This window comes from Vibrio sp. D54, from assembly GCF_021728075.1.
Classification (GTDB): domain Bacteria; phylum Pseudomonadota; class Gammaproteobacteria; order Enterobacterales; family Vibrionaceae; genus Vibrio; species Vibrio alginolyticus.
Genome location: NZ_JAKKCS010000006.1, coordinates 52,902 through 74,459, shown reverse-complemented (window position 1 = coordinate 74,459; position 21,558 = coordinate 52,902). Strand labels below are relative to the sequence as shown.

Below are 21,558 nucleotides of genomic sequence, written 5' to 3'. Positions count from 1 at the left end.
TGGCTTTAGGGGCTCTGGTAAACTCTGCGCTCCAAAAATAATGAGGTTACACATGTCTGTTAATTTTGCTGATTTAGGCATCGAACAAAAGCTAATCGAGACGCTAGGCAATCTAAATATCGTGACGCCAACACCAGTGCAAGAAAAGTCAATTCCACACGTCCTTGCAGGAAAAAACTTACTTGCTGCTGCACAAACTGGTACGGGAAAAACGGCTGCGTTTGGTTTACCTATCATACAAACCGTTCAGCAAAAGAAACTTAACGGCACACCTCAAGCATTGATTTTGGTTCCAACACGTGAGCTTGCACAGCAGGTATTTGATAATTTGAATCAGTACTCGGCAGAAACAGAACTTCGCATCGTGTGTGTTTATGGTGGTACAAGCATTGGCGTACAAAAGAGAAAGTTAGAAGAGGGCACTGATATTTTGATTGCCACGCCAGGCCGCCTTTTGGATCACCTGTTTAATGGTAACGTAAACATCTCTAAAACCGGTATGCTCGTGTTAGACGAAGCCGACCGTATGTTAGATATGGGATTTTGGCCTGACTTGCAGCGCATCTTCCGACGTTTACCTGCAGAGAAACAGATCCTATTGTTCTCTGCGACATTTGAGAAGCGAATCAAAACTATTGCGTATAAACTCATGGAATCGCCAGTTGAAGTCGAAGTTTCACCAGCAAATACGACTGCTGAAACGGTAACACAAATGGTTTATCCAGTGGATAAAAAACGGAAACGTGAATTGCTAGCGTACTTAATTGGCTCGCGGAATTGGCAGCAAGTGCTTGTATTTACAAAAACGAAGCAAGGCAGTGATGAGTTAGCGAAAGAGCTCAAGTTAGATGGCATCAAAGCGGTTTCTATCAACGGCGATAAATCACAAGGTGCCCGCCAAAGAGCTTTGGATGAATTTAAACAAGGTAAGGTACGTGCTTTGATTGCAACCGATGTGGCAGCACGAGGGTTAGACATTCAAGAGCTAGAACAAGTCGTGAACTTTGATATGCCATTCAAAGCAGAAGATTATGTCCATCGAATTGGCCGCACTGGAAGAGCAGGAAAGTCAGGTTTGGCGGTTTCTCTGATGAGTAGAGATGAGGAGTACTTGTTGCAAGCTATCGAGAACCTGCTTGATCAACGCTTACCCCAAGAATGGCTGGCAGGTTTCGAACCAAGTCTTGTAGAAGAAGTTGAGCCTGAACAAAATGGGGGTGGGCGCCGTCGTAGTCGTTCATCAGAGAAGCGTAAGCTAAAAGCAAAATTGGCGATTCATAAGAATCGTGGTAAATCACGTAGCTCTCGCTAAACCGCGCAAACTTTTGTTCTTACATAATCAGGCTGTTTTTGCCTCTTCATAGACGTCTAACGTTTGGGGGATAGCAAGTAGGTACCCTTGATACATATCGAAACCGAGCTTTTTCATTAAGCGAAGTTGATGCTCGGTTTCAATTCCTTCGATAACGGTTTTAGAGCATAACGCTTTTGCGAGTGATAATGCATCGTTAAGCGCTTTAAAATCACCGTTTTCATACCTTAGCAATAAAGAGCGATCCATCTTGATTATATCTGGGCAAACGCTTCTCACTCGCTCAGTTGTCGATGCATTGACGCCATAATCGTCAATCGCTAATTTAAATCCTTCAAGACTTAACTCCCGAGCAGCCTGAGACAAAGAGAGTTCATCCTCCACCTTCAATTCAAGTAACTCCATGACGATTTGTTCATTCATCAAATGCGATTCATAAATGGTTTGTTTTAGCAGTCGGTTATAAGTGATGTCTTTGACTAGTATCTCTGCCGCTACCGGTAATACATTGAGAAACAATTGTTTTGTGTGAAAGCGAGACTGAGAGAAATTTTTGATATGGATTAGGCGACTTAAGCGTTCAACATTGAGCAAATCTTGAGTGGGAGTCGCTTTGGATTGGAAAAACTGATCTGGCCTAACCATGGTGCCATTGGCATTGCTAATTCTTACCAGTGCTTCAAGGCCAACGATGGAAATATCGTTCTTATATATGGGTTGAAAGACACTGCGGAGAGTGAAGCTCGCGTATTTCGCAATATACTGCCCGTCTGCTTGTTTCCGGATGCAACTAAGTAGTTGCGAGATGCTCATCATTGTTACCACAACCTAAATCAATGTCTCAACATCAGCGTTATCGCGCTAATTTTTCTATTTCATTGGCAATGAATCTAAGTGTGCTCATTAACTCAAGCAAGAACGATGGTAATGGATGGGTAGGTTTGTCGAGTGATATCAAACAAATTGATGAAATAATTGATAATCTCAGCACTTCAATTTGATGCTACCATTGCAGTACGGCATACAACTGCAAATATTTTCTGACTAACTGCTGTTTGTTCGAACGCCGTAAAGGATGCCCAAACTTAATGTAACAAGGGCTAATACCGAATCGAGTGTCCAACGATTGCGTGAGTTGCGACTCGCTGGTGTACAGTGTGATTCCTTGTTCTGTGTATTCGTTGATCTGATCGGGTAGTTCCCCCATCCACCAATGAAGCAATTCTCGGCTCGTTTTGCTGCGACTTATCCAATGATCGCAAACCAAAAAGAGTAGGTCATTAGGCTGTAAGGCATAGCCATATTCACTCTGCCATTCCGTAATTGATGAGAGTAAGTTTTCCCGGCAAGATTTTCCGGCACTGACCATATGGTGACTCAGAACCCAGACAGTGCCAATGTCGGATGAAATTCGATAGTGATGGGGAAGGTCTGGAGAATCCAACACTTCGATTGGCTTTATCACGCAGTTGTATCCAAAGTGACGAAAAGTATGTTCCATCCTTCTTGAAAACGCGAGACCAAGATGATGCTCACTCATGCCTTGGTTATGCACCGCAGGGTAATGCTTTTCACACAGCTTAAGACAGTCGTCTTGAAAATCATTAACACTTTGAATAACTAGGTCGAGTAGCAAAGAATATCCCTTAATAATTACAAAACGAACTGCAAAAGGTTAGCATAGTCTTTTGAGAATAGACTAATTTACTTCGGCAACTTCTTGATCTAAACACCAAATTTCTCACAAATGACCGTGTCTAATCTTTAATAGAGCAACACGAAAGAAGCAGAAGTTGAACAAAAATTTGAAAGGGAAAAAATGATAAAGCTAGAACGCGCACAAAAAGAGGCGTTGGCCACCGCCATTCAAGATTACATGCAAGACGAGCTAGATGTTGAAATTGGCCAGTTCGATAGTGAGTTCCTAATTGATTTTATTACAGAAAAACTAGGACCGATTTATTATAACAAGGGTGTTGAAGATGCTAAGTTACTGGTTGAACGCAGAATGTTAGAAGTTTCCGAAGAGCTGTATGAGATAGAACAAGAAATTAAGCTGTAAGTTTCAGTTTTACAAACGATTTAAAGTTCCTTCAAAAAATTCGAACAACTTGATAGATACGGTACCATTGGCTGGATGTAAATGATGGTAAATAATCTGTTTCATATGACGTAAATAGGTTAATGTAGTGTTTCTTGCTCAGCATTAACTTAGGAATATATCTAGGAACTTGAGATGGATACACTGGTAAAGAATTACAACCTTACTGCACGCGTGATGCATTGGTTATCAGCGCTGTGCATTATTGGTCTATTTGCAGTGGGTTTGTGGATGGTCGACCTTAGCTATTACAGCGAATGGTATCGAACTGGGCCGCATTACCATCGCTCTGTCGGTATTTTACTCGCTATTTTAACTTTGGCACGCATCGTATGGAAACATGTGACGGCGTCACCAAAGGTAGAAGGCAAACGTTACGAAGTGCTTGCTGCTAAAGCAGCGCATGGTGTCATGTACCTACTATTGATCACCATCTTTGTTTCAGGTTACCTCATTTCAACGTCTGATGGACGCGGCATCGAAGTGTTTAATTGGTTCACCGTGCCAGGAGCGGGAGAGTTATTCCCAGGCCAATCAGATATTGCAGGTGAGATTCACTTCTATGCAGCTTGGGCAGTCATCCTGATTGCAGGCTTACATGCTATTGCTGCACTAAAACACCACTTTATCGATAAAGACAACACATTAAGAAAAATGTTAGGAGCTTCAAAATGAAAAAGTCACTTTTCGCTACAGGATTAGCTATCGCTATGGCACTGCCATTTGGTGCGCAAGCTGCAGATTATGTCATCGATACCAAAGGTGCTCACGCTTCAATCAACTTTAAAGTTAGCCACTTGGGTTACAGTTTCATCAAAGGTCGTTTCAATACATTTTCTGGTGACTTTTCTTTTGATGAAAACAACATTGCTGACTCAAAAGTAAATGTTGTTGTTGATACAACCAGCCTAGATTCAAACCATGCTGAACGTGACAAACACATTCGTAGTGGTGACTTCATCGATGCTGGTAAATACAGTGAAGCAACCTTTACGAGCACAAAAGTGGTTGATAAAGGCAATGGCAAACTAGATGTAACTGGTGATCTAACGCTACACGGTGTTACTAAGCCTATTACTATAGAGGCTGAATTCGTTGGTGCTGGCAGTGACCCATGGGGCGGCGAGCGCGCTGGCTTTGTTGGCAACACTCGCCTAGAGCTTGCTGACTTTGACATCCCAGTAATGGGTGCTTCAAGCTACGTCGATATGGAACTTCATATCGAAGGTATTAAGAAGTAATTAGTTCCTTTTAGATACACTAAAAGCGCTCTTCACTTGAAGAGCGCTTTTTTATTATCTTAATCACATCACTAACATCGATAAACCAGTCAGTGATAGCGATTGAAAGCCAATAGACGTTGTAAATGTTTAGCGAATTACGCTGTTTCTAACTCGCTTTTTTCCACTAGGTTTAAACGCTCACCAAAAATCGGGCGTAGTGCTTTTAATACTTCAGTACGAGTAACCACCCCGACCATTTGCCCATTTTCAAGCACAGGAAGCACTTGTGGCTTACTTACTTTGATACTTTTAGCGCGTTCTTCGAGAGACAAAGACGTCAAGCGAGTGGCAATACCCATACTGCTCGCTGGGTACAACTGCTCTTTATCGATACATAGGAATTCCACAACATCAACGAGGCGATCACCAACGTCAAATGCGACCACATCTCTGCTCATGATGTCGACGACTTTTTGGTCTTTCACCGGAATGTAGTCCTCACACCATAGTTCTACCATCACATCGTGAGCAGAGAAGAATCCAACTAATCGATTTTGTACGTCTACAACAGGTGCGCTCGTTACGTGATTATCAAGTAACACATCCAGCGCGGCTGCAATTGGCGTTTCTGCACGAATGGTGACTGGTTTTGGGTTCATAATGTCTTTAACAAAAGAGGCATTTTTCATGGTGAAATCCTTAACTGACGACAGTGTTGTAGTTGTAGTGATAGAAGAAATATTCGCTGCTTTTAGTTCTGGTCGGCGAAAAATACACCAGTTTGAAAGGCCAACTAATACCGCTCCGCCGACGATGTTGCCAAGCGTGACAGGAATTAAGTTAGCGGTAATAAAGTGGCTAATGTTTAGGTCTGTGTATTGTGACGCGGGCACACCGACAGATGCCCAAAAAGATTCAGGTGCAAAATTCGCGATAACAATACCAAGTGGAACCATAAACATGTTCGCAACACAGTGCTCAAAACCGCTGCTGACAAACATTGCCACAGGCAAAATTGTCATTGCTGCTTTTGTCATTGCATTTGCAGAACTAAATGTCAGCCAAATCGCTAGGCAGACCAACAGGTTACAGAGAATACCGAGTGCAAACGCTTGAATAAGAGTGTGGTGAAGTTTGTGTTGTGCGATGTTAAGCGCATTTAATCCCCATTGACCGCCATCCATCTGATAAAGACCAGCAGCAGTAACCAGCGCAAGTAGGAACATCGCACCAATAAAGTTACCAACGTAAACTTTGCCCCAGATCGAAAGCATCTTACCGAACGAGATTTGCTTATTGGCCCAAGAAATACTGGATAGGACGGAGCTGGTAAATAATTCACCACCGCAGATCACGATGAGGATCAATCCCATGCTAAATGCGAGTCCACCAGCTAGGCGGCTCAAGCCCCAACCAGCGCCCGTACTGCCGGTGGTCACCGTGATGTAAAACAAGAATGCTAACCCGATGAACGCGCCGGCCATAATGGCGAGGCTTAATGTCATACTGCTGGTTTTGTTTGCCTTACTTAACGCAAATTTTTCCGCTTCAACCATCATCTCTTTTGGAGAAAAATACTGGTGATTTTGAGAACTGGTCACCGCCATATTGACTCCTTAATTTGTAATCGCATAAAAAATCCTTGGTTATTAACTCAAAAATGAAATTGTTGTTTTTATTAAGAGCCTCAATGACTTCGGTTTCAAAACCATTGAGGCTTGCGGTGTTCCCGAACCGCGTACTCAGAATAGGGAGAACGGTTAGTAAGGTAAAATTGATAATATTTAGAAACCTCATCAAATTAATTGATAACTTTACGGGGCTAGGTAAAATGAACTCTATTGCTTATTGGGGCATGCTTTAACAATTGTGGGGATTGGGAAATACCCACTAATAATGGAGGACACTTTGCGCTACTCACTTAAGCAATTAGCGGTTTTCGACGCAGTTGCAGATACCGGCAGTGTAAGCCAAGCCGCAGAAAAATTGGCTTTAACACAATCAGCGACGAGTATGTCGCTTGCGCAATTAGAGAAGATGCTTGGCAGGCCGTTGTTTGAGAGGCAAGGCAAGCAAATGGCGTTAACCCATTGGGGGATGTGGTTACGACCAAAAGCAAAACGCTTGCTACAAGATGCATTGCAGATTGAAATGGGCTTCTATGAGCAACATTTATTGAGTGGTGAGATTCGTATGGGAGCGAGTCAAACCCCAGCAGAGCACTTAGTTCCCGACCTTATCAGTATCATTGATAATGACTTTCCAGAAATGCGTATTTCCCTCGGTGTACAAAGTACAAAAGGGGTGATTGATGGGGTATTAGATTACAAGTATGACTTAGGGATTATTGAAGGGCGCTGTGATGATAACCGTTTACACCAAGAAGTATGGTGTCGTGATCATCTTACTGTTGTCGCAGCTTCTCATCATCCTTTTGCGCGTAATCAGTCCGTTAGCCTTGCGCAGTTAGAGCAAGCGAAGTGGGTACTAAGAGAGCATGGCTCTGGCACACGAAAAACATTTGATAGTTCCATTCACCACCTTATTGAAGATTTGGATGTGTGGCGCGAGTATGAACACGTTCCGGTGTTACGTAGTTTAGTTGCTAATGGTCAGTACCTTACTTGCTTACCGTATTTAGATGTAGAGCGATATATAGAAGCAGGTCATCTTGTGGCATTAAATGTACCTGAGTTAAAAATGGAAAGGACGCTTTCATTTATATGGCGCTCAGATATGGCAGAAAACCCATTAGTCGACTGCATTAAAAGAGAGGGGCTGCGAATGATGAAAGGGAAGCCTTCAGTTCTTTAAAGGTTGATTAAACATGCCTACGAGATGAGTTGGGTTTATTCCCCAAATCTGTTGATTTATCGTTTGCGTCAAACTTTTAATGTAAATTGTGAAAATAATAATATCTTATTGTGATCAATATCACCGATAAGCTGAGCTGATGTATCTAACATGTGTCCTTGATTTCAATGTATGAAGGCAGTTATTGAACCATATAGGTACGATAATAGCCGAGTAGGTATGACTACCATGACGACACTTTTAGCTATTTCTATCACTACTGGAATTTTATCTGGCGTATGGGGTTGGATCGCCATCTCTTTAGGTTTGCTTTCTTGGGCTGGTTTTTTAGGTTGCACGAGCTACTTTGCAGCGCCAACGAGCGGATTGAAAGGACTAGGCATCAGCTTAATCACCAATATGACAGGCGTATTCTGGGCAATGGTAATTATTCACGGTTCCACTTACGTGGGGTTGGAAATTATTGGCTATGTGATTACCGCTATTGTGGCATTCTTCATGTGTATTCAAGCTAAACAGGCTTGGCTCGCGTACATCCCTGGTACTTTTATTGGTTCATGCGCAACATTTGCGGCTGACGGAAACTGGCAACTTGTCATTCCATCGTTGTTGCTAGGAGGTGTGTTTGGCTATCTAATGAAAGCGACAGGGCTATGGTTGCATACGAAATCAACCGCTACTTCTTCTTCGCTTGCTGAGCAAGCACAGTAGTGAACCCCCGATCTTATTGGTATCCACTGTGTATTGAGTTTTATCCCTCTCAATACCCTTAATCAAAATTAATGATGTTTGATACAAGCACACCAACTTGGTGTGCTTTTTTTGTGTTACAAGACAATACGCTGAGTGTAAAATACGCCTAACTCATGTATTGCCGTTGGCCATGGTAACAACGCGTTTAAGTGTCCAGCGCAGAAGTACAGGAATACACTCCATGCCTTTCTCTTCACAATGAGAAACAATAGCCAAAGCTAAGTCCGGTTTTGCATGTTTTTTCAAAACACGATTTACGACTTTTTTAGCAGGGATAGGGTGGTCATGAGGAACTTTGATGATGTCCTTAAAGAAAAGTTCAAAACCATTGTTGTACAGAAAGTGCTCGATGTCTCGGTCGGGTAATTCCGTAAGTCGATGCCTTTCCTGATCATGGTCGAGCTGTGCTCGTACTGCATGCGCGTACTTTTTCCCTGCTGGGTCGCCATCGGTAACGACATGCCAATCAATACCAAACTCTTTTGCTACTTTGATGAGTGATTTTAGACCTGATTGAGCAAACTCAACGATTTGAACCCCTTCGGCAGCCAAGTCATACCCGCATTGACGAGCCAGTTCATGAAAAAGCCAAACTTCGGTTTCGCCCTCAACAAGTAACCAGCACCGCGCAAATAATGCGCCTGAACGATGAAAACGAATATGGAAACCAATTCGGCGCAACTCATCTCGACCAAACTTTGTTGAGTTTAAACTCTTAGCGATGGTTCTGTCTGATAGCCGAATTAAACGTCGAATTGAATACAGTGGAACAGAACCGAGTAACGTGCCACTGTTGGTGGTTAATATCTTTTGCATTGGCAACAATTGCAATAAGGACCACGCTCTCGCTAGATGAGTTGGATGCAGTCGACCTTCTGGATCTTCAATGATCAGTATTGGTCTCGCACAGCGCCTTAAATCGGTGGGGCCTTTAGCTTGAAGATAGGCATTGAGTAACCCCATTAAAAGCAAGCGGCTTTGTTTGTCATTGGTTTCTTTCAAGAACTGACTCAAACCTTTATCAGAGGAAGGGCTTGTATAGAAAAGACCATCACGAGGTTTGCGTGGGTTACCTTTACTGACACTTCTGAACGCAAAATAGTGTTCAACAAGCGTTTGCATTGAGTCGAGGCTACTACGAATCTCACCTTTATTCACATGGCCAGGCATAGCCAATAAGCGTCGACAGGTGTTGTTGATTCGTTTTTCAATCCGAGCATTTTTACCATCGCCGTTGACATGGTTTAAATCTGGGAAGCGTCGGGAGTCACGTAGTCGGATTACAGGATGAAGTGTCATTAACTCAATAGCGAGTTTCTCTGAGTGGTGAAGTTTTTTGGGTTTGCCGTTATGATCCAAAAACGCGTACTCTGTATTAATGCCGTGCTCATCGCGAGACGCACTAATACGATAGTAAATGACTTGCTCACCATCTTCGTTGGTGCACCATGTAGGCTTTATGCGTCTGTAGCGTCCCGCTTTTACTTCGTTTTTATCCTGTGCTTTAAAACAAACAATGATCTGTAAGTGTTGTGTTTGTGGATGAGAAATTGAGTAGTCAACGTGAAAATCTTTCAGTTTGAATTGATACAATGAGCCATCGGCAGGTAATGCGATGGAAAGGGCATCGAGTAATGATGATTTGCCCCACGTGTTTTCACCGATAAGCGTGGTGAGTTCGTCAAAAGAGAGTGAAAGGCGTTTGATGCCTCTAAACCCGGAGATTTCGATGCGTTCTAGTCTCATCTCAATCCTCCTTGCAATTATTTGAATTATCGAGAGTTATTTTGCTACTCCTAAGCATATATGAATTCGGAATTTTTGAGTTAAGCTCAGTTCACAAAATTACGAGAGCCTCTTACTGAATAGAGACCGTTACAAGCGAGGCTTGCTTTCAAAGCCGGGGGACAGCATCGTGATCACTTAAACATGAAATCCTAAATCGCAGTTTCATAAAATTCATGATTCTGTCATGATTCACTTCTTATTATTATAAGGAATGAAAAAAGAGAAGATGAAGATGAATAACAATCATAAGCCAGTGAGAATCAAACTGGCACACATCAATGACACACATTCCTACTTTGAACCAACGTCATTACAGTTAAAGCTTAAGATAAACAATGAACTCACGCTAGAGCCTTATGTCAGTGCTGGCGGCTTTTCTCGTATCGCAACCCGAGTCGAGCAGTTAAGAGATGATGCTCAGCGCCAAGGTCATGGGATGTTGTTCCTCCATGCCGGAGATTGCTTCCAAGGTACGCTGTATTTCTCACTATTTAAAGGCAAAGCCAATGCCGACTTATTGAACGCATTAAAGATTGATGCAATGGCGTTAGGTAACCATGAATTAGATATGGGGAATGAGCCAGTTGCATTGTTTTGCCAACGTACTCAGTTCCCATTGCTTGCTGGCAACTGGGATTTATCCAATGAATCACTTAAAAAACCTCACCGTATCAGTGATTGCAAGGATGTATATAGTTACCAACCGGATACACAGAGCGCTCAATACATTGTTAAAGAATTCCATGGTGAGCGGGTCGCGATTTTCGGATTATCCATAGATAAAATGAGCGACATCGCAAACCCTGATGCAGACACGCCTTTTCACTCAGCAATTGAAACCGCCAAGGCGACCGTAAAACAAATCCATTCATCAGGTATAAAAAATATTATTCTTCTGAGCCACTTAGGTTATGAAGGTGATTTAGAGTTAGCTGAGCAAGTCGCAGGTATTGGTATAATTGTTGGTGGACACAGCCACCGGTTGCAAGGTGATTTTTCATCAATAGGGTTAGGACAAGACGATCCCTACGGTATCAAAATTAATGATACCTATGTGGTGCAAGCGGGTTTCCATGCTTTGACAATGGGGCACTGCGTCATTGAGTTTGATGAACACGGTAAAGCAACGATGTTGAGTGGACAAAATGAACTGTTGCTTGGTCGACGTATTTTTTGGGACTCGACGCTAAACCAACAGCTCGACCAAGGTGTATTCGAAACCGCGTGCGACTTCATCCATGGTCAACCGAATGTCGTGGTTTGTAAGAAACACCCGGAAACTCAAGCGATCCTGAGCGATAAATATATTCCTCAGGTCAGGCAGTTACAGTCACAAGTCATTGCTAGTGTTGACACCAAAAAGCGTCATGTGAGAATTCCCGATGAATTTGGTGAGAGTGAGTTGGCTTCCTCCGTTGCCCGATCATTTCTGCACTGTTTAAACAAACGTGGATATGACGTTCAATTTGCAATTCATAATGCGGGTGGCGTGCGAACCTCTTTGAACCCTGGCAACATCACAGTGGCAGACATTGCCGGACGGCTGTTGCCTTTTGCCGTTCCTATCGGCTTTTACGATGTAAAAGGCAGCGCTATTCGCCGTGCACTTGAAGGCGCGATAAATAATGCACTCAACAATGGCGTAGAAGGCACTGGATCTGGCAGTTATCCGTACACTTACAATTTAAACTTCGAGTACCACGCAGATGCCCCAAAAGGTGAAAGAGTTCAATCATTAGTGATTTTTGATGGTAAACAATGGGTAGGTGTTCAAGATGATGTTTGGTATCGAGGGACTTCTTCTGCCTATACGATGAAAGGGAAAGAGGGGTACGACGCATTGCAGGAGATGAAAGGAGAAGGGCGTGTGACCAGTTTGTCCATGGCTGATTGTTTTATTGAACTCCTGACCGATGAGCCAAACTGTTTGAATCAAAGTCACAAACTTTACACAAAGCGACGTCGATAATAGATACTGGTATTGATTTTGCTGCTCTCCACTTACTACATGGGTTGATGAGGATGGCAGTATGTGGAATAAAGATTGGACAGATACGGCAGTCGTGGTTGCCTGGATCGCAATTTGGTCAACACTTGTCTACTTTGTGCCTCTAAGCGGCTTTTGAATTGCTAAGAATGTGGATGCTACAAAAGGGAGCAGTAATGCTCCTTTTTTGTATCTATCTTCCCCGTTAGGCCTCTAACCAATGAAGAGTTTGTCTTGAGCCATTTGCTGCTTTTTGTCTGTTTACTATAGTTGCGGTGGTTGAATCCATTTCTTTCTTTTTATAGTGCTTCCTGATTTTTGATAAGAATTTTATTTCGATAAGACAAGGTTTTTTTGTTGGAAAGCCTGACGCTCGGCGTTATTATGTCGGCGTTTGGGGAGTAGTTAGCGCAAGTTTACTTATCGTCATCTCGTTAAGCATCAGCTTATCCGGTAAGTAAAGGTGTTACGTGGTTCATTCACGTTAACACTTCAACGAGACCAACGCATTCATTGACTAGCAGCACATAATCGTTATGTGGCTGTTGGTTGTTATTGTCTGCGGAAGGTCACCAAACGAAGTCCTTCCGCCATGGGAGGAAATATGTCTCTTATCGAAAATGCCACCCAATTGAGCCAATCGGTGCCTCTTCAAGAATCATTAGCGATGTATGGTGCTTTTGGTTTATTTACCCTTGTTCTTGTTACGCTTGATATCTATCAAACACGTGGTGGCGTTATCACGATGAAAAAAGCCATCGTTTGGAGTGTTTTTTGGTTCTTGCTTGCCTTTGTTTTTGCAGGTTCTATTTATTTATTCTGGGACTTTTACGCGCCACATAGCGCTTATACGAACGACAAAGCAACTATTTCATTCTTAACTGGTTACTTACTAGAGAAGTCGCTAAGCGTGGATAACTTGTTTGTGTTTGCCATCATCTTTGCACAATACAGTGTGCCGGAGCACTTGCGTCCGAGAGCATTGCTTTGGGGGGTGATAGGTGCGCTAGTTTTACGCGCTGTCATGATTGCGGTTGGTGCTCAGTTACTTGCACAGTATCACTGGGTATTGTACTTATTTGCTGCTTTCCTTATTTGGACAGGTGTTAAGCTAGCTCGCGACAAAGGCGAAGCAGAAGAGGTTAATCCATATCCGGAGCAGTTGATTCGAAAGGTATTGCCAGTTACAGATGACTACCAAGGAAATCACTTAATCTTAAAGCAAGCTGGTAAGTGGGTGGCAACACCGATGCTGATCGTTGTTGGTGTCATTGCAGTAATGGACGTTATGTTTGCGTTGGATTCTATACCAGCTATATTCGCGGTAACGCGAGAGCCATTTTTAGTCTTAGCCGCGAACGTATTTGCATTATTGGGTTTGCGATCGCTGTACTTTGTTCTTCAAGCAATGTTAGACAAGTTTGTATACTTAAAACCAGCATTATCAGTAATCATGATGTTTATCGGGGTGAAAATGCTATTGGTTGGAACAGAATATGAGATTCCGACAGCATGGTCTCTCACATTTTTAGTTGTTGCGATGACATCGGCAGTGGTGGCATCACTCCTAAAAAATAAAGCGAAGCGTCAAAATAGCGTTAATATTACTAATCAAAAAATATAAAGTAAGCACAAAAATCAAAAGAAATAACGAAAAATATTGTTAAATATATGTTGTGAGTTAAGGGGGAATTATGCAGGTGATGTTCAGTTATTCAATGTAATTACAGCAATTGTGATTATTTATGCCGTTATTATTCATTTGTATTTTTGAGTTTTGTAATGAGTTTGTTTTATTAGAAATTCTAATCTGAATGGGTAAAATTTGTCATTTCTTAAACAATAAGAAACTGACTAATATACAACCAACTAAACAGACTACTGCTTTTAAAGAGAGGCAATCATGGCACAAGCAATGCAAATGACAAATGTAGCTTTACCAACCTCTATGGATAAGAAAACCTACGCGGTTAACTTCAAAGGACTGATTGCTCACTTACTGGACATTCTATTTGTAGATAACACTGCGCCACGCAGTTACTACGCAGAAGACTTGTCAGCACATATTCAAAAAGACATCGGTATGTACCGTTAATATTGAAATAGTGTAAGAAATACCGGCCTATGAGCCGGTATTTTTTTATTTGTAAAACATGCCTACTCAACCTACGCCCTAGAAAAGAAACACTCTAGAGGAGGTAGACATGATAGTAGATTAAGTGTTGTATAGAAAAACGGAGCACCATTGGTGCCCCGTTTTGACTTGACTGAAGTGAGATATTACTTCTTGCGGCAGTATTCTGCGATCACGTACATCGACTGACCACCATTTGCCTTACCCGAAACTAGCTTTGGATCATCGCCAAGGCTAATACCACGAATCACTGTACCTTGTTTGATTACTTGGTTAGTGCCTTTTACTGGTAGGTCTTTAATTACTGTTACATCGTCACCTTTCTTAAGTTCAGTGCCGTTACAGTCAACCGTTTTATCGTCAGCAGACATCCCTTTCATTGCCCAGTTCATTTGCTCTTCTTCCATGTACATCATGTCAAGAGCATCTTGAGCCCAGCTTTCTGTGTTTAGGCGAGTGAGTTGGCGCCATGCAGTCACTTGTACAGCAGGAACCTGGCTCCACATGCTTTCGTTTAGACAACGCCAGTGGTTAATGTCTTTTGGCTCATCGATCTCACCCAGACACTTATCACAAACCATGATGGCAGTATCAACCGTCACATTACCGTGAGGTGGGACAGCGTATGCAGTTAGTTGAGATTCAGAAGAACACAGTTCACATTTTGACTCGCAGCGCGCAAGCAGAGTAGCTTCAATAGACATAAGGACTCACCTTAGTAATGTTATTTTGTGGCGGTATTATCCACTTTATCCTGAGAAATAAAAGGGTGTTAGCGAATTAAAGACTAGATTTTACAATACTCCAACCTGATTAAGGTGAAGATGTAAAATATTCGCTAAATAAATAATACGGAAGTATAAAAGACACTATTAATTGTTTTGGCTTATGAATTAGTTGTGTCAATTTCTACAACGATTACAAGCCTAAAAGAGGTAAATGTGGAGAGAGGGTGGCTAGAACATAGCCCTCTAATTTACAGAGGGCCTGTCGTTAACGTTCGACAATCTGGACAATTTGCTCTTTTGAAATACTCATTTCTTTACCATCCATGTCTTCATATTCGTACATACCCGTTTCCTCGTTCAGGTCTGGTTTACCGTAAGAGGTAATAATTTTCCCTTCATTTGTCGACATCAGATATTGGCTACTTCCGCATGCAGAAAGAAGTAATACAGTGGCAATAACAGTCAATACGCGCATAGAGTTTTCCTTTTAAACAAGTGAGTTAGGCAAAGACATCGATTTAACTATAGCAGAGGAAATATGAGGGGGTTTGAATAGAATTGAAATGAAAAAGCCCAGTAGAAACTGGGCTTTGGTAGGAAGGATGTTGCGATTACTTCAAAACAGAAGTGTTAGTGACACCTGTTAATGCGTCATCCATTAAGAAGTCAGTGTTTTCCATCTGCATCTCTACATGATGATCAATATCAGACAAAGTGCCATTTGGCGAAGCAAAAGTACTGTGCGATGCAGTAGCATTAAACTGTACAAAGCTCGCAGTTGCATTCACAGTAGTGTCCGTACTGTTCACAGTCTTCAACCCTAGCCTATTAGCGAGCGGTTCAGTACCCGCGAATGGTGCATTTGGAACGCTGTTTGGTACTGTGCTATCGCCATCCACTTCTGTCATAAAGAATGGTGTCGTTAGCGAACCAGATGCCACTAAATCTGAAGCGTTTGTGAACGGATCGACAGTGTCTAGTGTAGTCTGTGCTGCATAGATAAATTGTGAAAAACCTGCTTCTAGCGCTGCTACTTGAGCTTCCGTTGCCGCAGCCTCAAATGCTTCGTAACATGTTTTATCTTCTAGATCCGCACATGATGCATCAGCGTAACTCGCATAGTCTTTAGATGCTGCATAAGCGAGGTTATGTTTGATCTGAGGGCCGTAATTGTCTGAACCCAGTAACAAATTACCAATTTGTCCACCAGAGTTCTGTACTGATGCAGAACTAAAGGTGTACAGTGCATCCGCAGTAGGGCTGCCCAATGTATTGTTTGCTGCTGCGACGGCAGATGTAGCGACAATACCGCCAAGTGAATGACCTAGCATTTTGACTTTTGAACCCGTCATTGGGTTGAAGCCTTGCAGAGGACCTCCAGCTAAAAGACCGCCTTGAGCAGATACTACCAAGCTAGCGCGCAAGCCTAACACATCCAGAACACTCTGACGTAGGTTGTCACGCGCAACGGCTAAGTTGGAAAGATTTAGATAAGCCAGTACATTCGCATTTGCGGAACGTTGTTCATCTAAGCTGCGCGTACCATGAATAGGTAAGTCAATAGCGATAACTGCCACACCTGCTTTTACCATATTGAACGCGAACGCGTACGCATTCTCTTTCGCTGAGGTGATGCCGTGTTGATAAATCACAACGTCTGTCGCGACGCCAGATTTAGGTGTGAAGACCAGTACTTCGACATCTTCAACCGATTTCACTACGGGAACAGGCGAGTAGCGAGTAATAATACGCTCACTATCAAGCTGGGTACCATCGGTAAGAGTAAGCTTAGCTCCAACAAGTTTTAGCTGCTCTGTAGGATCTGTAGCAAGCTTTGTCACATCAACAGGATCATTTGCAAAAACGCCTGTTGATAGCTGCTGAACCATGTTTGCTTGCTCGTTCGGATCCGCTAATGCTGCGCTTAGCTTCGCTAGGCTTGGCATCGCAGATACCATTGGTTGCATGTTCCAGCTTGCGCCTTTTTCCAGGTAATGAGGCAGTCTTACCACACCTTGTGTCACGCTTACATCGGCACCTGATTGCATGTAAAGGCCTTTAATTGCCGTTTTAGCTGCGTCTAGATCGCTAATGTATTTACTAAAGTCATCGTCAGAGTCTAGCGCAGTGCTAAAGTCTTGGGTTTCACCGAGCGTTATTGTGTAGGCCGTTGATAAGTCAACTGAACCTTCGTTTGAGTCATTTTTGTAAACGGTATTTAGTGTGTTTGCGCCAGTAGAAAAACCAGTAGCGGTTACTCCTTTGACTGCCGCTAACGTATCACCTACTGACTGGGTGCTGAACCATGAAGAATAAACGATGTCTGCAGGGTTTACTTTGGCAATACCAAAAATTCCTTCAACCGCCTGAGTGACTGCTTGAACAGAAGCAAGGTCGCCAGTTTCATAAACGATCTCTTTCGATTTACCAGTTGCATAGCTTGCAGATGTACCAATTGGCTCACCATTTACGTCAGTAACATCTTGTGTGACCGCAAAAATGTACTCGCTTGACTCATCAAGTGCAGCCAAGAACTGGATGTATAGAGAGTTACCTTTTGCTTGAACTACGTAGTCCTGATTCTGAACGAGTACCTCTTCGATTGGGTTAGATTTACCGTCCCACTCGGTTAAGCGTTGGTTAATCTTGATGACTTTAACACCAGACGACAGCATGCCCGCTGCAAAACCGTCGCCGTTGAAGTTAAGAACGATTGGCATAGACGTTGACCATCCATCCATCGTATTCATCGAGGCTCTAGGGTTGGTTAAAGCATCATCGCCATCAGTTGGCAGACCAAGCGTACCATCGCTTGTGTCCATTAATAAGTAAGACGGTGCCGGTACATCTGCGTTCGCTCCTTGAAGCGTAAAACTGATGGATGTTTCGCGATCAAGCAATGCTTGGACTTCATCTTCAAATTGAACTTTGTCGGAAGTACCAGAGCTGGAGGTATCATCACCACAACCAGCAAGAAGGATTGCAGAACAAAGCATTGATAATTTAAACGTGTGTTTCATTGGTTTACTCCGTAATCCCATTATTTGAAGGTGTAGTTCATCTGTACCGCGCTGATGTAAGCAGTACCTTCTGAGTCAAACTTAATCTCTTCACCCAGAGCATTTGTCTCAGTGAAAGAGCCTGATTTACTCTTAACAAGTGCAAAGCCTGCATCGAAAGTTAAATTCTCACTCATTGCGTAAGTTAGGCCCGCGCTGTACCAAAAACGGTCACTGTCAGGGATACTCAATGTCGCTTCACCTGCTTGTTCGTCGTACGCAAAGCCTGCACGGAATGTCCAGTCTGTATTAAGTATGTAAGTTGCACCAATGGAGTAGCGATTGTTGTCTTCATATTTCTCAGGTTTAAAGAAACATACTCCGTCATTACATTCGTTACTGGTCGCTTTTAGTTCTTTAAATGTGCTCCAGTCGGTTTGTTGCCAGCCGTAATGTACAGCCCATTGTTCATTCAGTTGATGGAAAGCCGATAATTCGATAATTGAAGGGAGAGAGATTTTTAAACGGCCATCAACTTTTGGTGATGAAGCTCGACCAGAGTCGTAACTACTAAACTCACCGTCATCAAAATCTAGATCAACCTTAGAGCGGTAGCCAAAGCCAAAACGGTTGTTTTCATTTAGCTCAAATAAAGCGCCGACATTCCAACCCCAAGCGAAAGTTTCGCCTTCCATGCCGACAAGGTTATCGGACTTATTACCACCTAAAATACCGGCGAGTGCGCCTTTGTGACGAGTCAGCTCTGCTTCAGCGTATACGAGGTTGATACCACCACCGACACTGAAAGACTCGTTGATACGGTAAGCGACATTAGGGTTGATGTTTACTGAAAGTAGGGAAGTGTCACCCGCCATATCACCTGCGGAAATATCATTTGGATAGTCGGTAGCAACACCGTATGTTGTGAACATACCGATACCCCAAGCCCAGTTATCATTGATAGGGCTGATGTAATAACCTGCTGGCACGATCTGTAAAGGAGCGACATCTTTCGCGTGTTCATTGTTTACAGTGTCGTACACATCGACTTCAGGGTCGATGATAGATAACGCGCCCGAAAATTGAGCTTCTTTGAAAAGTGTCATTGCTGCAGGGTTACGGGCAAGGACGCTGGCATTATCTGCGACAGCCCCTTCACCTGAAAATGCTCGACCAAGACCAGATGCCGAATGTTCAGCTACCTGGAAGCCCGCTGAGTGGGCATTACACGCAAACAATATTGAAATTGTAAGCAGAGAGCAGTGCTTCTTGTTCATCCTTGACCCTCCTAGGGTGTCATAATGCTGGACCGAAGTCCTTGTAATTGTTGTGTGGTACTTACACCAATTGTTAATACGCGAAATACAACGGTGATGTAAATGTAATGTTAATTGTATGTTTAATAACTTGTCAAAGTTTGAGCGTATTTTGCGTTTTAAATATGATGCATAGGTCAAACGATGGCTTGTAAGGGCATGTATTATCGTTATATTTTTGAAGAGAATGGTACGACCAGAATTGTTTTGCGAGCTTTATAGTTAAATAACGATCAAATCAAGAGATAGCTCGCTTTGCGGTTTCTTCACTTCACAGGCATAATTCGCGCTCGCTATGTAGTTATTCAATAGACGCAATAGGAACCGCATTGGAATTACTGAATGTTGAATTTTTAGGTCGTTCGCTAAGGCTCGAAGGATCGATGGCTGGGTGGCAGCAGTTATATTGGGATAATACGTTGGTGTCTCAAATCGATGCCAGTGACAATACCGCAGAGACTTGTCTACACCAGTTTAAGCTCTCTGCGGGTGAGGAAATCCTGAACTGTCATTTGGAGTGTTCTTTAACATGGCAACCGTTTGAATTGAGTTACAAGGTCACAATTAACGGTGAGCTCGTCAACGAAGGTTGTCGAAATGAAAAAGACATCGAGCGCCAAGTGCCAGAAGTTACGCCACCATCCGAAAAGCGTTTAAGTGTAATAGGCCTCGTATCTCTTGGGATGAAAGCACTTAAAAGTGCGAAAGTTATTAAAGTGGCGTTAGCGTCTGCAAGTCTCGCTGCATATTCTTGGCTATTTTCCATCGAGTTCGCGCTAGCGTTGATCGCTTGTTTGGTTTTTCATGAATATGGTCACATTAGAGCGATGAAGTATTTTGGAATGAAGACCAAAGGAATCTATTTGATTCCATTTCTAGGTGGTTTGGCGCTAAGTGACGAAAAGATAAACACGCGCTGGCAGGATGTGGTTATCTCAATCATGGGACCATTTTTCGGTTTAGTACTTAGTGTTGTTTTTACTTTGCTTTATTGGATGACTGGTGAGGTGATTTTCGCTGGGCTTGCTGTGTTTAACGCCTTGCTAAACCTATTTAATCTGCTGCCTATTTTACCATTAGATGGTGGCCATGTGCTCAAAAGTATTACCTTCTCAATGAATACTTGGGTCGGGTTAGTTGGCAGTATTGCGACCGCTTTATTGGGCATTTTTATCAGTTACTATTTCGGTCTGACGTTGCTAGGGTTTTTATTGTTAATGGGAATGTTGGAAGTGGTGATGGAATGGAGAGCTCGACATCAAAGCCATTTATTGCCATTAACCCGTTATGGGCAGCTATTCTCACTGGCTTGGTACTTGGTCTCTGTCGGAGGTTTTGTTTCTATCATCTGGTATTTTGCCACTCTCGGAGATAGTTTGTTAAGTTTGCCGCTACAGATATTGGGCACTTGATTAGAATCATTAAAAGCTCCCTAGGGAGCTTTTTTATTTGGCAAGCTTAAGTAGTAGACGATAGTAGCAATGAATTAGCCACATCTTGGTGCTTTCGCGTTATACGCAGGCAGCTTATTTATGGTTGCTTGTAAATCTTTAATGCGCGTACTGTGCGATGGGTGGGTTGAGAAGAATTCAGGTGGTTGAGAACCACCTGATGCAGCACTCATATTTTTCCATAAATCGACACTTTGACGTGGGTCGAAACCTGCTTTTGCCATGAATTCCAGTCCGACAATATCAGCCTCGGATTCCTGAGTACGACCGTATGGCAAGATAACACCGTATTGAACACCGACACCAAGTGCCGCCATCGTCATTTGTTGATACTGTTTGTACTCGGAAGCGCCAATGGCAACGTTTGCTAGAGACAACCCGGCATTTGCTAACTGACTTTGTGAGAGACGTTCATTACTGTGGTCAGCGAGGACGTGAGCGACTTCGTGACCAATGACTGTTGCCAACTGATCTTGGTTTTTCGCGACATCTAAAAGCCCGGTATACACGCCGATCTTCCCACCTGGTAGAGCAAACGCATTGACTTGTTCACTATCAAAAACAACGACTTCCCAGTCTTTAAATCCAGATTGAGCGGGAATGGTGTCAGTGATGTGTTTGGCAACGCATTGAACGTAGGCATTCGTTTTGCGGTCTTTGCTGATTGGGATATCTTTCTTCATTTGTTCGAAAGATTTAGCTCCAAGCGATGACATTTCCTGATCTGAAAACATCAGGATCTGGTTGCGACCCGTCGGTGATGCGCTACACGCTGTTAAACCCGCGATAGTTAAAAGAGCAGAGGCTTTCATCCATACCTTCATAACAGGCTCCATTTAATTTTTTGTTTTGAAGCCATAGTATATACCCAAATAGTAACATGATGCATGGATCAAGTTATTCATCTGATTGATAAAGAAGGTGAGATGTTACATCTTGAAGTTATGCCCAA

General features: G+C 42.9%; 19 protein-coding genes. 10 read left to right on the top strand and 9 right to left on the bottom strand.

Annotated elements, in window-relative coordinates:
* The first annotated feature begins 52 nt into the window (after positions 1-52).
* Positions 53-1,312 (top strand): DEAD/DEAH box helicase, encoded by a 1,260-nt coding sequence (locus L3V37_RS10440; protein WP_237306271.1) that lies wholly within the window; start codon positions 53-55, stop codon positions 1,310-1,312.
* A 27-nt stretch (positions 1,313-1,339) separates the two neighbouring features.
* Here the strand turns inward: L3V37_RS10440 and L3V37_RS10435 are convergent, their stop codons facing one another.
* Both L3V37_RS10435 and L3V37_RS10430 read right to left on the bottom strand, forming a co-directional pair.
* Positions 1,340-2,128, bottom strand: coding sequence for an EAL domain-containing protein (locus tag L3V37_RS10435; RefSeq protein WP_137282653.1), 789 nt, complete (start codon positions 2,126-2,128; stop codon positions 1,340-1,342).
* A gap of 187 nt (positions 2,129-2,315) precedes the next feature.
* Positions 2,316-2,948: a hypothetical protein gene (locus tag L3V37_RS10430; protein WP_005376385.1), complete on the bottom strand. Its 633-nt coding sequence runs from the start codon at positions 2,946-2,948 to the stop codon at positions 2,316-2,318.
* Positions 2,949-3,131: 183 nt separating this feature from the next.
* On the opposite strand from L3V37_RS10430, the gene L3V37_RS10425 reads away from it, so the two are divergent.
* The 3 genes from L3V37_RS10425 to L3V37_RS10415 all read left to right on the top strand — a co-directional run bounded on the left by L3V37_RS10425 (position 3,132) and on the right by L3V37_RS10415 (position 4,654).
* Complete coding sequence (locus L3V37_RS10425; RefSeq protein ID WP_042520836.1) at positions 3,132-3,374, top strand: DUF2164 domain-containing protein; 243 nt, start codon at positions 3,132-3,134, stop codon at positions 3,372-3,374.
* A gap of 174 nt (positions 3,375-3,548) precedes the next feature.
* On the top strand, positions 3,549-4,088 hold the full coding sequence (locus L3V37_RS10420; RefSeq protein ID WP_237306270.1) for a cytochrome b: 540 nt from the start codon (positions 3,549-3,551) through the stop codon (positions 4,086-4,088).
* The gene (locus L3V37_RS10415; protein ID WP_017634178.1) at positions 4,085-4,654 is read left to right on the top strand and encodes a YceI family protein; all 570 of its coding nucleotides are present in this window, start codon (positions 4,085-4,087) and stop codon (positions 4,652-4,654) included. The genes L3V37_RS10420 and L3V37_RS10415 overlap by 4 nt, the downstream gene beginning before the upstream one ends.
* A 137-nt stretch (positions 4,655-4,791) precedes the next feature.
* Here the strand turns inward: L3V37_RS10415 and focA are convergent, their stop codons facing one another.
* Complete coding sequence (gene focA, locus L3V37_RS10410; RefSeq protein WP_130545370.1) at positions 4,792-6,243, bottom strand: formate transporter FocA; 1,452 nt, start codon at positions 6,241-6,243, stop codon at positions 4,792-4,794.
* A gap of 301 nt (positions 6,244-6,544) precedes the next feature.
* On the opposite strand from focA, the gene L3V37_RS10405 reads away from it, so the two are divergent.
* Entirely contained in the window at positions 6,545-7,450 is a 906-nt protein-coding gene (locus L3V37_RS10405; RefSeq protein WP_005376369.1) for a LysR substrate-binding domain-containing protein, read from the top strand.
* 228 nt (positions 7,451-7,678) lie between these two features.
* Complete coding sequence (locus L3V37_RS10400; protein ID WP_017634175.1) at positions 7,679-8,161, top strand: DUF1097 domain-containing protein; 483 nt, start codon at positions 7,679-7,681, stop codon at positions 8,159-8,161.
* A 153-nt stretch (positions 8,162-8,314) separates the two neighbouring features.
* Here L3V37_RS10400 and L3V37_RS10395 read toward each other — a convergent pair whose 3' ends face one another.
* Complete coding sequence (locus L3V37_RS10395; RefSeq protein ID WP_130545371.1) at positions 8,315-9,949, bottom strand: ATP-dependent endonuclease; 1,635 nt, start codon at positions 9,947-9,949, stop codon at positions 8,315-8,317.
* 268 nt (positions 9,950-10,217) lie between these two features.
* On the opposite strand from L3V37_RS10395, the gene L3V37_RS10390 reads away from it, so the two are divergent.
* From L3V37_RS10390 to L3V37_RS10380, 3 genes are all read left to right on the top strand, one after another.
* Entirely contained in the window at positions 10,218-11,960 is a 1,743-nt protein-coding gene (locus L3V37_RS10390) for a bifunctional UDP-sugar hydrolase/5'-nucleotidase (RefSeq protein ID WP_005376363.1), read from the top strand.
* A 622-nt stretch (positions 11,961-12,582) separates the two neighbouring features.
* Positions 12,583-13,602, top strand: coding sequence for a TerC/Alx family metal homeostasis membrane protein (locus L3V37_RS10385; RefSeq protein ID WP_237306268.1), 1,020 nt, complete (start codon positions 12,583-12,585; stop codon positions 13,600-13,602).
* A 279-nt stretch (positions 13,603-13,881) separates the two neighbouring features.
* Positions 13,882-14,073, top strand: coding sequence for a hypothetical protein (locus L3V37_RS10380; protein WP_005376351.1), 192 nt, complete (start codon positions 13,882-13,884; stop codon positions 14,071-14,073).
* A 185-nt stretch (positions 14,074-14,258) separates the two neighbouring features.
* Here the strand turns inward: L3V37_RS10380 and L3V37_RS10375 are convergent, their stop codons facing one another.
* The 4 genes from L3V37_RS10375 to L3V37_RS10360 all read right to left on the bottom strand — a co-directional run bounded on the left by L3V37_RS10375 (position 14,259) and on the right by L3V37_RS10360 (position 19,116).
* Positions 14,259-14,816, bottom strand: coding sequence for a PhnA domain-containing protein (locus L3V37_RS10375; protein WP_005376350.1), 558 nt, complete (start codon positions 14,814-14,816; stop codon positions 14,259-14,261).
* Between the two features lie 289 nt (positions 14,817-15,105).
* A complete protein-coding gene (locus L3V37_RS10370) occupies positions 15,106-15,315 on the bottom strand; it encodes a YgdI/YgdR family lipoprotein (RefSeq protein WP_017634171.1) in 210 nt (69 codons plus the stop codon).
* A 136-nt stretch (positions 15,316-15,451) separates the two neighbouring features.
* Positions 15,452-17,860, bottom strand: a complete 2,409-nt coding sequence (locus L3V37_RS10365) for a VolA/Pla-1 family phospholipase (RefSeq protein WP_237306266.1) — start codon at positions 17,858-17,860, stop codon at positions 15,452-15,454.
* A gap of 20 nt (positions 17,861-17,880) precedes the next feature.
* Positions 17,881-19,116 (bottom strand): outer membrane protein transport protein, encoded by a 1,236-nt coding sequence (locus L3V37_RS10360; protein ID WP_005376347.1) that lies wholly within the window; start codon positions 19,114-19,116, stop codon positions 17,881-17,883.
* 422 nt (positions 19,117-19,538) lie between these two features.
* Here L3V37_RS10360 and L3V37_RS10355 point away from each other — a divergent pair, with 422 nt between their 5' ends.
* Positions 19,539-20,567 (top strand): site-2 protease family protein, encoded by a 1,029-nt coding sequence (locus tag L3V37_RS10355; protein ID WP_042520855.1) that lies wholly within the window; start codon positions 19,539-19,541, stop codon positions 20,565-20,567.
* A 74-nt stretch (positions 20,568-20,641) separates the two neighbouring features.
* On the opposite strand, the gene L3V37_RS10350 is transcribed toward L3V37_RS10355, so the two are convergent.
* Positions 20,642-21,430: a M48 family metallopeptidase gene (locus L3V37_RS10350; protein ID WP_017634168.1), complete on the bottom strand. Its 789-nt coding sequence runs from the start codon at positions 21,428-21,430 to the stop codon at positions 20,642-20,644.
* Positions 21,431-21,558 lie beyond the last annotated feature (128 nt).